Here is a 15,629-nt window from a genome sequence, read left to right as displayed (position 1 = left end):
ATGACCGCTCTGCTGACCCGCCTGCGCCAGCGACTGGCCCTCCGCCAGGATTCCGAGCACGGGCAGCAGATCGTCCGCATCGCCCTGATCAGCGTCATCCTGGCGTACGTGCTGATGCCGGGCGTTCGCAACGACCTTCCGCACTCGCAGTATGTCGGCGTGCTGGCGATCGTGCTGGGCGGGTTGGGGCTGTCGGTGCTGGCCTTCGCCTGGCTGCTGTGGCGGCCGCAACGGTCCGACCCGCGCCGTGTGCTTGGCATGCTGGCCGACTACGGACTGATTGCCGCCGGCATGATCCAGATGGGCGAGCCGTTGTCGTGGGTCTACATCGTGGTGATGTGGGTGACCGTGGGCAACGGCATGCGTTTCGGCAACAACTACCTCTATCTGGCCGTGGCGATGGCCATGGTCAGCTTCGGCTGCACCGCGCTGTATACCGATTACTGGGTGGATAACGCGCGCCTGGCGATAGGCCTCTGGCTGGGACTTGCGGCGGTGCCGTTGTATTTCTCCACGCTGCTGCGCCAGCTCACCCAGGCGATGGACGAAGCGCGCCGGGCCAGCGAGGCCAAGAGCCGGTTCCTGGCCAACATGAGCCATGAGTTCCGCACGCCGTTGAACGGGCTGGCGGGGATGACCGAAGTGCTGGCCACCACGCGTCTGGACGAAGAACAGCGCGAATGCCTCAACACCATCCAGGCGTCATCGCGCAGCCTGCTGGCGCTGGTGGAAGAGGTACTGGACATCTCGGCGATCGAGGCCGGCAAACTGCGCGTGGCGGCGGAAGATTTCGCCTTGGGTGACGTGATCCAGGCCATCGGCCTGATCCTGCTGCCGCAGGCCAAGGCCAAGCGGCTGGACTACCGGGTGAAGATCGACGAGACCGTGCCGCCGCGGTTGCGCGGTGACACCGGCCACCTGCGGCAGATCCTGCTGAACCTGGCCGGCAACGCGGTGAAGTTCACCGATCACGGCAAAGTGGAGCTGCGCGTGGGCGTGGTCCGCGCCGAGACCGATGGGGGCGTGCGGCTGCGCTTCGACATCATCGATACCGGCATCGGCGTGGCGCCGGCCATGCGACCGCGGCTGTTCGAGGCGTTCGAGCAGGCCGACGTGAGCATGGCGCGCCGCCACGAAGGCACTGGGCTGGGCACCACCATCGCCAAGGGGCTGGTGGAAGCGATGGGAGGCGAGATCGGCTACCAGGAGAACCTGCCGCAGGGCAGCTGCTTCTGGATCGAGGTGCCATTCGCACCGCCGCAACCGCAGTCCCATGTCGTGACGCCCGCCCTGGTGGGAAATCCACTGCAAGGCGAGGGCGGCAACGTGATCGCCTTCGCCGATCCCTTCCTGCGGCACCGCGCGCGGGTGCGCAGCATGAGCATCCTGGTCGCTGATGACCACGAAGCCAACCGCATGGTGCTGCAGCGCCTGCTGCAGAAGGCCGGTCATCGCGTGCTGTGCGTGGACGGTGGCGAGCCCGTGCTCGATGCGATGGCCGACAACGATTTCGATGCGGCCATCGTCGACCTGCACATGCCGGGCATGAGTGGCCTGGACATGCTCAAAGAGCTGCGGGTCCTGCAGGCCGGCGGTGCACCGCGCACACCGGTGCTGGTGCTCAGTGCGGATGTGACCCCGGATGCGATCCAGCGCTGCATGCAGGCGGGCGCGCATACGTTCCTGGCCAAGCCGGTGGTGGCCGTGCGCCTGCTGGATACCCTGGCCGAGATCGCGTCCAATCGTGACCTCAAGCCATCGGCGCCGATCGTACGCACGCTCACGGCGGGCACCGACGGGGTGCTGGATTCGGCCGTACTGGACGAACTGGCATCGCTGGGCATGGGCGAGGGCTTCGAGCGGGAGTTCATCCGCCAATGCCTGGCCGATGCTGAGACCTGCATGCGCAAGGCGCAGCAGGACGGCGACGCAATGAACTGGGTGCAGTTCCGTGAACAGTCACACGCCATCAAGGGCGTGGCCAGCAACCTTGGGCTGGTGCGTGCCGCCAACCGCGCGGGTGAACTGATGCGCATGGCCGACTGGCAGTTGAAGGCGGAGTGGCGGCAGCGCCTCTCCGTGCTGGCTGATACCGTGAAAGAAGGACGCCTGGCGTTGAATGCACGTGCCGTCCATCGCAGCCAGCCCGGCGTCGACGAGGCTGATCCGCGCTGAGTGACAGGATGGTGCCGGGCGATGCGCGGCGGGATGCCCGCCATCGCCCGGTCCTGGTCGGAACGCAGTGTGCCGGCCCATGGCCGGCACCTGCCGAATGTACGCGTGGGGGAGGGAGCGCACTCAGGCCGCGTCAAGGCCGGCACGGCGCGTCTGCGCCTTGATCAGCCGATCCATCGTGCGGAGCGAACGGTCGCCCAGCGCCAGCGCCGAATCCACCCAGACCTTGGTGATTTCCAGCAGCTCGTCGTAGCTGACGGCCTGCGCCAGGTTGCGCGCAGCGTTCATGGCCAGGTAGGACTGTGGGATGCGCTGATGCTGGCGGATCAGGTCTTCTACCGCCTTGCGCCCTTCGCCCTTCTTTACCAGCACATCCACCACACCCATCGCATGCATCTCTTCGGCGCTGTAGATCCGGCCGTCAAGGATGATCTTTTCTGCCTGCTGCGGGGCCACCCGACGGCACAGGAACGAGTACGCGCCCATGCCCGGGAACAGCCCGAACAGCACCTCCGGCAGGCCCATGCCCGCGCCTTCCTCGGCCACGATGGTGTGGCAGGCCAGCGCCATTTCCAGGCCGCCGCCGAGCGCATCGCCCTGGATCAGCGCGATGGATCGCACATCACCGCCGAAGCCGGTGTGCAGGTGGTGCACGCCTTCCACGCAGCGCTGGGCGTACGCCAGCAGGCGGTCCCTGTTGCCTTCCCGGATCAACCGCGTGAACAGGTCCAGATCGCCGCCGAGGTTGTAGGCACTGGCATCGGAGGCCAGCACGAAATGGCGCAGCCGCCCGTCATGCCGCGCCGCCGGTCCGCGGGTGATGGCGCTCATGTAGCTCCGCATTTCGTCAAGCATGTCTTTGCGGCAGCAGGGGCGGATACCGGTGCTGGCATCGGCATGCATATACAGCCAATGGGCGGCGCCATCAGTGCTGTCTTCGGTGCGGATGGTGGTGTAGGGGCGGGTGACGGGCAGCTTTTCAATGGTGCTCATGGCAGTTCCTCGGCATGGCTGGCCCGCGGGAGGATCGGTGGTCGGCGGGCCGACGGGTCCACTCGCGGCGATGCTACACCGACGCAACTGCGCCGAATGGAAAAGCCAGAGTCGTTCGCGACGCCGGCCTTGTCAGGTTTCGGTCATCGTGAGGGTCAGGTGGCGGAATGCGTCGTCGCGGGGGCTGCTGCGGTCGCCGACCGTGGGTCGGCGCTACCGGGGGGCCGGGATCGTGCGGGCCGCTGCGCTCGCCGACCATGGGTCGGCGCTACCGGGGTGCCGGGACCGTGCGGGCTACTGCGGTCGCCGACCATGGGTCGGCGCTACCGGGGTGCCGGATCGTGCGGGCCGGGGGCGGCTCAGGGGGCCGGGGCGTCGCGCAGTTCGCGGCGCAGGATCTTGCCGACGTTGGTCTTCGGCAGTTCCTTGCGGAACTCGACGATCTTCGGATGCTTGTAACCGGTCAGGTTGGCGCGTGCGTGTTCCTTGACCTGTTCGGCGGTCAGGTTCGGGTCCTTCTTGACGATGACCACTTTCACGATCTCACCGGACTTGTCATCCGGCACGCCCACCGCCGCCACTTCCAGCACGCCGGGCATCATCGCGATCACGTCCTCGACTTCGTTCGGATAGACGTTGAAGCCGGACACCAGGATCATGTCCTTCTTGCGGTCCACGATGTAGAAGAAGCCCTGCGCATCCATCTTGGCCATGTCGCCGGTGTGCAGCCAACCGTCGGCATCGATGGCGCCGGCGGTGTCCTCAGGCCGCTGCCAGTAGCCCTTCATCACCTGCGGACCCTTGATGCACAGTTCGCCCACGTCGTCACCGCCGACGATGTTGCCGTTGTCATCCTTGATGCAGGCGTCGGTGGAGGGAATCGGCAGGCCGATCGAGCCGTTGTACTCGGCCAGGGTAAGCGGGTTGATGCACGCGGCCGGCGAGGTTTCGGTCAGGCCATAGGCCTCCACGAGGGTAACGCCGGTGACCTTCTTCCAGCGCTCGGCGACCGATCGCTGCACGGCCATGCCGCCCCCCAGAGTGACCTTCATCGAAGAGAAATCCACCGTGTCGAAGCCGGGCGTGTTGAGCAGACCATTGAACAGCGTGTTGACGCCCGTGATGGCGGTGAAGCGCACGCCCTTCAGCTCCTTGACGAAGCCCTTCATGTCGCGCGGATTGGTGATCAGGTGGTTGCAGCCACCGAACTTCATGAAGACCAGGCCGTTCGCCGTCAACGCGAAGATGTGGTACAGCGGCAGGGCCGTGATGATCCATTCCTTGCCCGGTTCGATGCCGGAGGCGCCGATCCAGGCCGAAGCCTGCTGCATGTTCGCGACCAGGTTGCGATTGGTCAGCATCGCGCCCTTGGCAACGCCGGTGGTGCCACCGGTGTACTGCAGGAAGGCGATGTCGTCGTGGTCGATCTCCACCTTCGGCAGCTCATGGCGGCTGCCCAGCTTCAACGCATGACGGAAGCGCACGGCGCCCTTCAGGGTGTAGTTGGGCACCATCTTCTTGATGTACTTCAGCACGAAGTTCACCACCACGCCCTTGGCGCCCAGCATGTCGCCCAGGCCGGTGGTGATGACATGCTTGACCTGCGTATCAGCGATGACCTGCTGCACGGTGTCACCGAAGTTGTCGACCACCACCAGGGCGGTGACGCCGGCATCGACCAGTTGATGCTTCAGCTCGCGCGCGGTGTACAGCGGGTTGACGTTGACCACGGTCAGGCCGGCGCGCAGCACGCCGAAGGTCGCGATCGGATACTGCAGGCAGTTGGGCATCATCAGCGCGACGCGGTCGCCTTTCTTCAGTTGCAGCTCGCCCAGCAGGTAGGCAGCGAACTGTTCGACCAGTGCATCGGTTTCACCGTAGGTGAGCACCTTACCGAAGCTGGAGTAGGCGGGGCGGTCCCGGTACTTGGCTACCGAAGCGTCGAAGACGGAGGAGACCGAGTGGAACTCGTTGATGTCGATCTCGGCGGGTACGCCGGTCGGATAACTCTGCAACCAGGGACGTTCCAGGCTCATGATTTCCCCCTCCAGGAAACTTAGAATTTGAGTGTTGCGGTAGCCAGTATCATGCAGATCCAGCCTTGGCAGCATACCGTCCCGGATGGAAAACGCGAAGAGGCCCGCCAATGGCGGGCCTCTGTGTGGTTCTGCATGCGGTAAACGGTAGGGCCGCGCCGCGCGCTCGGCGAGCGTGCGGTGATGTGGTGGGTAGCCGACTGAAGTCGGCTCTACCCGTCGGCTCTACCCGTCGGCTCTACCCGTCGGCTCTACCTCAACGCTGGCGCGGCGGGGCGCCGTTGGCCCTGTAGTACGGCGCGGTGCTGCGCGGCAGCGGGGTGCGCCCGCGCAGCACGTCGGCCAGCTTCTCGGCGATCATGATCGTCGGCGCGTTGAGGTTGCCGGTGACCACCTGCGGCATGATCGACGCATCGATGATGCGCAGGCCTTCCATGCCATGCACGCGGCCCTGGCCGTCCACCACCGCCATCGGATCCGAGGCGCTGCCCATCTTGTTCGAGCACGACGGATGGTACGCCGTCTCGGCATGCTCGCGGACGAAGGCATCGATCTCCGCATCGGTCTGCATCTGGTTGCCGGGCGAAATCTCACGGCCGGTGTACGGTGACAGTGCGGGCTGGGCGAAGATCTCGCGGGTGATGCGGATCGCATCGCGGAATTCGCGCCAGTCCTGGTCATGCGACATGTAGTTGAACAGGATGCTGGGATGTTCGCGCGGATCGGTGGAGCGGACGTGGACGCGGCCGCGGCTCGGCGAGCGCATCGAGCCGACGTGCATCTGGAAGCTGTGCTCCTTGATCGGGTTGGAGCCGTTGTAATTGATGGCCACCGGCAGGAAGTGGTACTGCAGGTTCGGCCAGTCGAATTCCTCGTTGCTGCGGATGAAGCCGCCGCCTTCGAACTGGTTGCTGGCGCCGGTACCGGTGCCCAGGAACAGCCACTCCGCGCCGATCGCCGGCTGGTTGTACAGCTTCAACGCCGGTGCCAGCGATACCGGCTGCTTGCACTCGTACTGCAGGTACATCTCCAGGTGATCCTGCAGGTTCGCGCCCACGCCCGGCAGGTCGTGCACCACGTCGATGCCCAGGCCACGCAGCAGGTCGGCCGGACCCACGCCGGAACGCTGCAGCACCTGCGGCGAAGCGATCGCCCCGCCACACAGCAGTACTTCGCGGCGTGCGCGCGCCTTCTGCGGTTCATCGTTGCGCAGCCATGCCACGCCCACCGCACGCTTGCCCGAGAACAGGATGCGATCGGTCAGCGCGTGGGTGACGATGGTCAGGTTGGGGCGCGGGCGGGACAGATCCAGATAGCCACGCGCGGTGCTCGAACGGCGGCCGCGCGGGGTCACGGTGCGGTCCATCGGGCCGAACCCTTCCTGCTGGTAGCCGTTGAGGTCGTCGGTATGCGGATAGCCCGCCTGCGTACCGGCTTCGATCATCGCCTTGAACAGGACGTTGTTGCCGGCCTTCGGCGTGGTGACGTGCAAGGGGCCATCGCCGCCGTGGTAATCATTGGCGCCGATGTCGCGCGTTTCGGCCTTGCGGAAGTACGGCAGGCAATCGGCGTAGGTCCAGTCGTCCAGGCCTGGCATGCTGGCCCAGTTGTCATAGTCCATCGCATTGCCGCGGATGTAGCACATGCCGTTGATCAGCGACGAACCGCCCAGGCCCTTGCCGCGGCCGCAATCCATGCGCCGGTTGTTCATGTGCGGCTCGGGATCGGTCTTGTACGCCCAGTTGTAGCGCTTGCCCTGCAGCGGGAAGGCCAGCGCGGCCGGCATCTGCGTGCGGAAGTCGAGACGGTAATCCGGACCACCGGCTTCCAGCAGCAACACCGTCACGTCGGCGTCTTCGGTCAGGCGCGTGGCCAGCACGTTGCCGGCCGACCCTGCGCCGATGATGATGTAGTCGTATTCGTTGAGGGTGCTCATGTCGTTCTCCTGCAGGCTCGCCGGTGCGCATGCGCGACCGGCTGGCGGGATGAAGGAATGACCGGACGCAGGGGGAGGAGCGCGTCGGTCGTTACCGGGAAGGGGCAATCAGAAGATGCTGGCGTAGTCGCCCAGTTCCACCTGCACCGACTTGATGCGCGTGTAGTGGGCCAGGGTGGAGATGCCGTTCTCACGGCCGACACCGGACTGCTTGTAGCCACCGACCGGCATTTCCGCCGGCGATTCGCCCCAGGTGTTGATCCAGCAGATGCCCGCTTCCAGGCGATGGATGATGCGGTGCGCACGCGCGATATCGTTGCTGACCACGCCCGCGGCCAGGCCGAAATGCGTGTCGTTGGCGCGGCGGATCACTTCCTCTTCGTCGTCGTAGGCCAGGATGCTCATCACCGGCCCGAAGATTTCTTCGCGCACGATGGTCATGTCATCGCGGCAGTCACTGAAGACGGTCGGCTGCACATAGGCGCCGTTGGCCAGCGCCGCGTCGGTCACGCGGCCACCGCCGGTCAGCAGACGCGCGCCCTCGGTCTTGCCGGTTTCGATCAGGCGCAGCACGTTGTCCATGTGCGCGAAGCTCACCATCGGGCCGAAGTTCGTGTCAGCCTGGGTGGGGTCACCGATGCGGATGCGGTTGACGCGTTCCACCACCGCCGCTTCGAACGCGGCCAGCATGCTGCGCGGCACGAAAACGCGGGTGCCGTTGGTGCACACCTGACCGGAGCTGAAGAAGTTGGCCATCACCGCGATATCGGCCGCGCGGTCCAGGTTGGCGTCATCACAGATCACCAGCGGCGACTTGCCGCCCAGTTCCATGGTGACTTCCTTCAGCGACGAGGACGCGGCCGACGCCATGACCTTCTTGCCGGTTTCCACGCCGCCGGTGAAGGAGATCTTCTCGATCACCGGGTGTTCCGTCAGCCAGGTGCCGACGTCGCGGCCCGGTCCCTGCACCACGTTGAAGACGCCGTCCGGCACACCCGCTTCGGTGTAGATCTTTGCCAGTTCAATAACGGTCAGCGGGGTCACCTCGGAGGGCTTGAACACCATCGCGTTGCCGGCGGCCAGCGCCGGGGCGGACTTCCACAGCGCGATCTGCACCGGGTAGTTCCAGGCGCCGATGCCGGCGACCACGCCCAGCGGCTCGCGGCGGGTGTAGAAGAAGCTCGACTCGCGCAGCGGCACCTGGCTGCCTTCGATCGCGGTGGCGAGGCCGGCGTAGTACTCCAGCACGTCGGCACCGGTGACGATGTCCACCGTGGTGGTCTCGCTCAATGCCTTGCCGGTGTCCAGCGTTTCCAGCCGCGCCAGGTCATCGTTGCGCTCGCGCAGGAGGTCCACCGCACGGCGCAGGATGCGCGAACGCTCCATCGCGGTCATGGCCGCCCACACCTTCTGGCCTTCCGCGGCGCTGGCCACGGCGCGCTCGACGTCGGCCTTGTTGGCGACCTGGACCTCGGCGATGACCTCGCCAGTGGCCGGGTTGACGGTCTGGAAGGTCTTGCCACTGGTGGCGTCGACCAGCTTGCCGTGGATGTAAAGCTGCTGCAGGGGCAGGGTGGACATGGGAACTCCTGGAAGGGGAAGGGGGAGGGGGGAGGGCACCCAGCGCTTATAGCGCGTTTGCCTGTAACTGGAAGTCGATATAGCCGTAAGCGATGCGGCGCGCCTTGTCGGCATTGAACTCACCGCCGACCAGACTGCCGCGCAGCCACAGGCCATCGATCATCGCGGCCAACCCGCGTGCGGCCAGGATGGCCTGCGGCGCGGGCAACGCACGTTTGAACTGGTGGCACAGGTTGGAGAACAGGCGTTGATCGTTTGCGCGCTGCAGTCGAGCCAGTTCCGGCTGGTGCATGCTGGCGGCCCAAAACGTCAGCCAGACGCGCATGGCCGTGCCGTTGGTCTGGCTGTCGTCGAAGTTGCCGTCGACGATGGCCCGCAGTTGCGCGCGCGCGTCGTCGGCGCAGGTGTCACGGAAGCGTGCGACGGCGGCTTTCAGTTCGCGCAGGATCTGCCGCATCGATGCATTGAGCAGCCCATCCTTGTCACCGAAGTAATGGGCCACGATGCCGGTGGACAGGCCCGCCTTGCGCGCGATCGTGGCTACCGTCGCATCGGCCAGGCCGATCTCGTCGATCGTCTCGAAGGTGGCGCGGATCAGCTGTTCACGGCGGACCGGCTCAATTCCTTTCTTTGGCATCGTTTCTCCATGCGCGGCAACCGGTACGGGACCGGGTAGAGGAGTCACTATACTTTTTATTGATTGAACGTTCAATCAATAAAGGCGTAGGATGCGCCTGCGTCCCCCGCGCCCTGCGTCTGGCCCCCCGATCCGGCCCCACGTACGTGCTTCCTGGATCGAAGAGACAACCCCATGTCTTCCAAGGCTTCCTCTGCTCCGTCGCCGCTGCGTTTGAACGGCTTCGTGTTCTTCAGCTCCGCCCTTTCCATCGGTGTGCTGGGTCTGCTCACCGTGCTGCATCCCGATGCCAGCGAACACTGGCTCAAGGTCGCGCAGGCCGAAGTGTCCGCCGCGTTCGGCTGGTGGTACATGGTGCTGATGGTCATCTGCCTGTGCTTCGTGCTGTGGCTGGCGCTGTCGCGCTACGGCGCGATCCGGCTGGGCCACAACGAAGAAGCGCCGGCGTTCGCGTACGTCCCGTGGGTCTCGATGCTGTTTTCCGCAGGCATCGGCATCGCGCTGCTGTATTACGGTGCCTATGAGCCGCTGGACCACTTCCTGGCCCCGCCGGACCAGCCGGGCAGCACCGTGGAGGCAAGTCGCGAGGCAATGGCGCTGACCTTCCTTCATTGGGGACTGCACGGCTGGGCGCTGTACGCGCTTGTGGGTGTCGCACTTGCCTACTTCGCCTATCGTCGGGACCTGCCGCTGGCGCTGCGGTCTGCGCTGTACCCGATCTTCGGCGAGCGCATCCATGGTCGCATCGGGGACATGGTTGACGGATTCGGCATCCTGGCGACGCTGATATCGATGGTGACCAACCTGGGCATCGGCGCGCTGGTGGTGCAATCCGGGCTGACCTATCTGTTCGGCATGCCCGATACGCCGCAGACGCTGGTGCTGATCGTGCTGGTGATGATGGCGGTGGCCACGATCGGCGTGGTGGCCGGTGTGGAGAAGGGGATCGCCTGGCTGTCCAATCTCAACGTGCGCCTGCTGTGCGTGTTGCTGCTGTTCGTGCTGGTGACCGGGCCGACGCTGCATCTGCTGGACGGGCTGGTGCAGAACACCGGCGACTACCTTGCCTCGTTCGTGCGCAAGAGCTTCGATATCTACCTCAACCAGCCTCAGGCCCGCGAGTGGCTGGGCAGCTGGACGTTGTTCTACTGGGCGTGGTGGATTGCCTGGGCGCCGTTCGTCGGCCTGTTCGTGGCGCGTATTTCGCGCGGGCGCACCATCCGCGAAGTGATCCTGGGCGTCCTGCTGATCCCCTTGGGATTCACGTTGGCGTGGCTGTCGATCTTCGGCAACACCGCCATCGACCTGGTGTTGAACCACGGGCAGGCGGTGCTGGGTGAGGTGGCCAAGGCGGATGCGGCGATGACCCTGTTCAAGCTGCTGGAGTACCTGCCGTGGGCGCCCTACGTGGCCGGTGCGGCGGTGGTGATCGGCTTCGTGCTGTTCCTGACCCCGGTGGACTCGGGCACGCTGATGATCGCCAACCTGTGCACCCGGCGCGTGGACGGCGGGGTGGAAGATGGCCACGACGCCCCGATCTGGCTGCGGGTGTTCTGGGCCGTGGTGATCACCGTGGTGAGCATCGGCCTGCTGCTGGCTGGCAACTTCGGCGCGATGCAGACGGCCGTGGTGCTGTGCGGCTTGCCGTTCTCGTTCATCCTGGTGTTCTACATGGTGGGCCTGCTGCGCGCGTTGCGCACCGACCCGGATGCCCCGCATCGGCGCTGAAAGCCGCCGAGCACGGCTCGGCGCTACCGGGACGCGCGACGTCGGTAGCGCCGAGCCACGCTCGGCGAGCGCAGCGGCGCGGTTGCTTTCAGGCCGGTGCGCTACCGAGGCGTAGCGCCGCCTCCAGCAGCGGCACGGCCCATTCCGGCGTGCCACGCAGCTGCTCCAGGTCATCCGCCTGCGGCCACGCCAGCACGCCCTCCTGCAGCTGCAGAACCAGCACCGGATCGGCCACCGCCTCACCCGCTGCGGCATCGGCGCTGTTGTCATAGACCTGCAGCGCCGCCAACACCGGCATCAGGCCGATCAGATTCTGCTGCGCCAGCGGCCAGCGGCGGCGGATGTCGGCTTCATTGATGGGGTGCCCGCCGGCCTGCACGCGCGCCTTCACCCGGGCGATATGCTGCTCCGGACTGGACAGCCCGCAGAACCACATCAGCACGTCATGCGTTGCGCTGGCCTCATGCAGCATCGCCGTGATCGACGCACCACCCAGCGTGGTTTCAAAGGCATGGTTGTGGCCCTCGGCCAGTGCGGCCTGCAAGCGGCGTACGCCTTCCTGCCAAGCCTGCCCATTGGCTTGCGCCTGTGGCGTGCCGAGCTGCTGCACCAGTGCGCGCGCATAGGTATCCGGATTGAACCAGTCCAGCCCGGCTTCACGCAGCAGGTGACCGCCGATGGAGCTCTTGCCGGCACCGTTGACGCCGGCCAGCACGTACAGGAACGGACGCGCCATCAGTAGCCGGAACCGGCCTTGACCTTGCCCTGCAGGCGGGCAGGGCGCTGCAGCAGGTCACGTGCGCGCGCACCGGCCTGCGCCTGCTGCAGCACCGCCAGGCGCTCGTCGAAGCCCTGACGGAGCTCGGTCAGGGCAGGGGTCTGGCTGCGCAGTTCATCCAGCGACTGTTCCAGCGCCTCGACCTTGGCCTGCAACGCACGGTACTGGTCGGCGGAGATGATCACCGCCTGCGGCTCGTTGTGGTTGGTGACCACCACCATGCGCTGGTCACGCACCTCCTGCATCACCTTGCGCCAGTGCTCTTTCACCGACGATGCGGTGGTGCGGGTGAGCTCGGTGATGGGCTCGAAGCTGATCGGGGTGTGCAGCATGGTGGACTCCACAGGATGTGCCTTGGGGTCGAGATTACTCCTGTTTCATCCAATTTATATGAATTGTCTAAAATAGGAATTAATCATTTTTACGAGTGGTGCGTTGTTGGGCTTTGGGAGGGCGAACGGTGGCGCTGTTCAGGACACGCCGCAAGTACGTCCATGTAGGCTCGTTTCCGCCCATCCAGGGCTCCAACGGTCCTGCCCACCGCCACCGCCCGCCCTCCCGGCCGGCATCGACGCGCCAGCGGAGGGTGGGAAGGAGCAAAAGCAACAGCAAAAAACAAGGCGGGTGACGGGCATCGCCCGTCACCCGCCTTTTTTTTCTTCATACGCGGCTGGTGGCCACCGGGAACCGTCGGGGCGACGGGTGGGCGGAGGGTTCGGGGGCGTTGACCGCCATGGATGGCGCGAAACGAGGCCCGCAGGAGCGGCTTTTGCCGTCCCCCGGACCCCCTCCACCCGCCCGTCGCCAAACCCGGAAACCAGCCCCCCAGCCGCGAGGGGGCTCAGCCCGTTCGATACCCCCCTTACCGCCCCGCCAACTGCCGCAGCACGTACTGCAACAGCCCGCCGTGGCGGAAATACTCCACTTCCTTCGGGGTCAGCAGCATGACCGAAGCCTCGAACGTCTGGCTGCTGCCATCCGCCTTGGTCGCGGTCACCGTGGCGCGCTTGCTGGCGCCGTCCTGCAGGCCGGTGATGTCCAGCGTTTCGGACCCATCCAGGCCCAGCGACTGCGCGTTTTCGCCATTGCGGAACTGCAGCGGCAGCACGCCCATGCCGACCAGGTTGGAGCGATGGATGCGCTCGAAACTCTCCGCAATCACGGCCTTGACGCCCAGCAGCAGCGTGCCCTTGGCGGCCCAGTCGCGCGACGAGCCGGTGCCGTATTCTTTGCCGGCCAGCACGACCAGCGGTACGCCGTCGGCCTTGTACTTGATCGCCGCATCGTAGATGGCCAGTTTCTCCGGCTCACCACCGCTGGCGGGGTAGTACAGCGTGTTGCCACCTTCCTCGCCGTCGAACATCAGGTTCTTGATGCGGATGTTGGCGAAGGTGCCGCGCACCATCACATCATCATTGCCGCGGCGGCTGCCGTAGCTGTTGAAGTCCGCCGGCTGCACGCCACGGTCCTGCAGGAAGCGACCAGCCGGCGATTCCTTCTTGATGTTGCCCGCAGGCGAAATGTGATCGGTGGTGATCGAGTCGCCAAACAGGCCCATGATCCGCGCACCGTGCACATCGTCGATGGTGCCGACCTGCATGGTCATGCCGTCGAAGTAGGGCGGGTTCTTGATGTAGGTCGAGCCGTCATCCCACTCGTACAGATCGCCATCCGGGGAGGCGATGGTGTTCCAGCGCGAATCGCCCTTGAACACATCGGCGTAGTTCTGCTTGAACATCTCCGGCCCGAGGGTCGCGGCGATCACATCGCCGATCTCCTTGTTGCTCGGCCAGATGTCACGCAGGTACACCGGCTGGCCATCGCTGCCGGTACCCAGCGGTTCGGTGGTCAGGTCGATGTCGGTGGTGCCGGCGATGGCGTAGGCCACCACCAGCGGCGGGCTCGCCAAGTAGTTCATCTTCACTTCGGGGTGCACGCGGCCTTCGAAGTTGCGGTTGCCCGACAGCACCGAGGTCACCACCAGGTCGCCTTGGGCGATGCCCGCGCTGACTTCCGCCGGCAGCGGGCCGGAGTTGCCGATGCAGGTGGTGCAGCCGTAGCCCACGACGTAGAAGCCAAGCTTTTCCAGCTCGGTCAGCACGCCGGCTTTTTCAAGGTAATCGGTGACCACACGCGAGCCTGGGCCGAGCGATGTCTTCACCCACGGCTGGCGATTGAGACCACGCGCGGCCGCGTTGCGGGCCAGCAGGCCGGCCCCGATCATCACCGCCGGATTGGAGGTGTTGGTGCACGAGGTGATGGCGGCAATGACCACCGCGCCGTCCTTCAGCCGGAACGCCTTGCCATCCAGTTCCACGTCGGCCTGGCCCTTGGCCAACTGCTCGTTGCCCACGGCCGTGCCGCCGCCTTCGTTGATGAAGGTGGACACGTCCACGTCTTTCTTGTCACGGTTGGTGGTCAGTCCGACCAGCGCATCGCGGTAGTTGGCCTGCACGTCTTCCAGCAGCACGCGGTCCTGCGGACGCTTGGGTCCGGCGAGCGACGGCTTGACGGTGCCCATGTCCAGTTCCAGCGTGGTGCTGTACTGGGCCGGTGCGGTGTCGGCGTCGTGCCACAGGCCCTGGGCCTTGGCGTAGGCCTCGACCAGCGCGATCTGCTCTTCAGGACGGCCGGACAAGCGCAGGTAATTCAGTGATTCATTGTCGATCGGGAAGATGCCACAGGTTGCACCGTACTCCGGCGCCATGTTGCCGATGGTCGCGCGGTCGGCCAGCGGCAGATGCTGCAGGCCGTCGCCGAAGAACTCGACGAACTTGCCGACCACGCCGTGCTTGCGCAGCTGCTGGGTGACGGTGAGCACCAGATCCGTGGCGGTGGCCCCTTCTGGCATCTGCCCGGTCAGCTTGAAGCCGACGACCTGCGGTATCAGCATCGAGGAAGGCTGGCCCAGCATCGCCGCTTCTGCTTCGATGCCGCCTACGCCCCAGCCCAGTACCCCGATGCCATTGATCATGGTGGTGTGGCTGTCGGTGCCGAACACCGTGTCCGGATACGCGACCGTTACACCATCCTTGTCAGCTGCCATCACTACACGGGCGAGGTTTTCCAGGTTCACCTGGTGAACGATGCCGGTATTGGGCGGCACGACCTTGAAGTTGTGGAAGGCCTTCTGGCCCCAGCGCAGGAAGCCGTAGCGTTCCTGATTGCGCTGGAATTCGATCTTGCCGTTGAGGTCCAGCGCTTCAGGCTTGCCGAACACATCCACCTGCACCGAGTGATCGATGACCAGCTCGGACGGGATCTGCGGATTGATCTGTTCCGGGCTGCCGCCCAGTTTGACCACGGCGTCGCGCATCGCAGCCAGGTCGACCACGCACGGCACGCCGGTGAAATCCTGCAGCACCACGCGGGCGGGCATGAACGCAATCTCGATGTCCGGCTCGGCCTTCGGATCCCACTTGGCGACCGCTTCGATGTGATCCTTGCCGACGGTGACCCCACCGTCCTCATGCCGGAGCAGGTTCTCCAGCAGGATCTTCATGGAGTAGGGCAGGTGGGAGATGTCGAAGCGCTGGCCCAGCGCGGGCAGGCTGAAGTAATCGTAGCGCTTGCCGCCGACGTCCAGCTGGCTGCGGGTGGAGAACGAATCACTCATTGCAGATGACTCCTTTGCGAATGGCTTGCAACGGCCGCGCACTAGGCGCGCCTGCTTGCTCAGCGCAGAAGCTTACACATTCAGATGTAGCGCCGATGTCATCACGGCCAAAAAAGGGGACGGAGGGGATTAAGTCGTTTTCGACCCCC

At 65.5% G+C, this 15,629-nt stretch carries 10 protein-coding genes; 2 read left to right on the top strand and 8 right to left on the bottom strand.

All coding sequences use genetic code 11. The annotated features are described in order from the left end of the window. A complete protein-coding gene (locus IFT58_RS01160) occupies window positions 1-2,175 on the top strand; it encodes an ATP-binding protein (RefSeq protein WP_192079278.1) in 2,175 nt (724 codons plus the stop codon). Window positions 2,176-2,298: 123 nt separating this feature from the next. Here IFT58_RS01160 and IFT58_RS01155 read toward each other — a convergent pair whose 3' ends face one another. The 5 genes from IFT58_RS01155 to betI form a co-directional block, all read right to left on the bottom strand. After that, on the bottom strand, window positions 2,299-3,168 hold the full coding sequence (locus tag IFT58_RS01155) for a crotonase/enoyl-CoA hydratase family protein (protein WP_192093697.1): 870 nt from the start codon (window positions 3,166-3,168) through the stop codon (window positions 2,299-2,301). Between the two features lie 359 nt (window positions 3,169-3,527). Then, entirely contained in the window at window positions 3,528-5,204 is a 1,677-nt protein-coding gene (locus IFT58_RS01150) for a long-chain fatty acid--CoA ligase (RefSeq protein ID WP_188324154.1), read from the bottom strand. Between the two features lie 256 nt (window positions 5,205-5,460). Continuing rightward, window positions 5,461-7,140 (bottom strand): choline dehydrogenase, encoded by a 1,680-nt coding sequence (gene betA / locus IFT58_RS01145; protein ID WP_192093696.1) that lies wholly within the window; start codon window positions 7,138-7,140, stop codon window positions 5,461-5,463. A 108-nt stretch (window positions 7,141-7,248) separates the two neighbouring features. After that, window positions 7,249-8,721 carry a betaine-aldehyde dehydrogenase gene (gene betB / locus IFT58_RS01140; RefSeq protein ID WP_192093695.1) on the bottom strand — a complete coding sequence of 491 codons (1,473 nt, stop codon included), beginning with the start codon at window positions 8,719-8,721 and terminating at the stop codon, window positions 7,249-7,251. Window positions 8,722-8,767: 46 nt separating this feature from the next. Next, window positions 8,768-9,358 (bottom strand): transcriptional regulator BetI, encoded by a 591-nt coding sequence (betI, locus tag IFT58_RS01135; RefSeq protein WP_188324151.1) that lies wholly within the window; start codon window positions 9,356-9,358, stop codon window positions 8,768-8,770. A 174-nt stretch (window positions 9,359-9,532) separates the two neighbouring features. Between betI and IFT58_RS01130 the strand changes: the two genes are divergently transcribed. Beyond that, window positions 9,533-11,086, top strand: a complete 1,554-nt coding sequence (locus IFT58_RS01130) for a BCCT family transporter (protein WP_192093694.1) — start codon at window positions 9,533-9,535, stop codon at window positions 11,084-11,086. 88 nt (window positions 11,087-11,174) lie between these two features. On the opposite strand, the gene IFT58_RS01125 is transcribed toward IFT58_RS01130, so the two are convergent. The 3 genes from IFT58_RS01125 to acnA all read right to left on the bottom strand — a co-directional run bounded on the left by IFT58_RS01125 (window position 11,175) and on the right by acnA (window position 15,480). Beyond that, window positions 11,175-11,822 (bottom strand): AAA family ATPase, encoded by a 648-nt coding sequence (locus IFT58_RS01125; protein ID WP_192093693.1) that lies wholly within the window; start codon window positions 11,820-11,822, stop codon window positions 11,175-11,177. Further along, on the bottom strand, window positions 11,822-12,196 hold the full coding sequence (locus IFT58_RS01120; protein WP_188324149.1) for a type II toxin-antitoxin system prevent-host-death family antitoxin: 375 nt from the start codon (window positions 12,194-12,196) through the stop codon (window positions 11,822-11,824). Before IFT58_RS01120 ends, IFT58_RS01125 begins: the two co-directional genes overlap by 1 nt. Before the next feature lie 530 nt (window positions 12,197-12,726). Then, window positions 12,727-15,480 (bottom strand): aconitate hydratase AcnA, encoded by a 2,754-nt coding sequence (gene acnA / locus IFT58_RS01115; RefSeq protein ID WP_192079291.1) that lies wholly within the window; start codon window positions 15,478-15,480, stop codon window positions 12,727-12,729. Between the last annotated feature and the right edge of the window lie 149 nt (window positions 15,481-15,629).

It is taken from the genome of Stenotrophomonas sp. CFBP 13718 (assembly GCF_014842145.1).
Taxonomy (GTDB): domain Bacteria; phylum Pseudomonadota; class Gammaproteobacteria; order Xanthomonadales; family Xanthomonadaceae; genus Stenotrophomonas.
This window is presented reverse-complemented; position numbering and strand designations above follow the sequence as displayed.

Excerpts from the sequence above, each read along its gene's own strand:
- IFT58_RS01160 (WP_192079278.1), top strand. The coding sequence starts at position 1 with ATGACCGCTCTGCTGACCCGCCTGCGCCAGCGACTGGCCCTCCGCCAG.
- IFT58_RS01155 (WP_192093697.1), bottom strand. The coding sequence starts at position 3,168 with ATGAGCACCATTGAAAAGCTGCCCGTCACCCGCCCCTACACCACCATC.
- IFT58_RS01150 (WP_188324154.1), bottom strand. The coding sequence starts at position 5,204 with ATGAGCCTGGAACGTCCCTGGTTGCAGAGTTATCCGACCGGCGTACCC.
- betA (WP_192093696.1), bottom strand. The coding sequence starts at position 7,140 with ATGAGCACCCTCAACGAATACGACTACATCATCATCGGCGCAGGGTCG.
- betB (WP_192093695.1), bottom strand. The coding sequence starts at position 8,721 with ATGTCCACCCTGCCCCTGCAGCAGCTTTACATCCACGGCAAGCTGGTC.
- betI (WP_188324151.1), bottom strand. The coding sequence starts at position 9,358 with ATGCCAAAGAAAGGAATTGAGCCGGTCCGCCGTGAACAGCTGATCCGC.
- IFT58_RS01130 (WP_192093694.1), top strand. The coding sequence starts at position 9,533 with ATGTCTTCCAAGGCTTCCTCTGCTCCGTCGCCGCTGCGTTTGAACGGC.
- IFT58_RS01125 (WP_192093693.1), bottom strand. The coding sequence starts at position 11,822 with ATGGCGCGTCCGTTCCTGTACGTGCTGGCCGGCGTCAACGGTGCCGGC.
- IFT58_RS01120 (WP_188324149.1), bottom strand. The coding sequence starts at position 12,196 with ATGCTGCACACCCCGATCAGCTTCGAGCCCATCACCGAGCTCACCCGC.
- acnA (WP_192079291.1), bottom strand. The coding sequence starts at position 15,480 with ATGAGTGATTCGTTCTCCACCCGCAGCCAGCTGGACGTCGGCGGCAAG.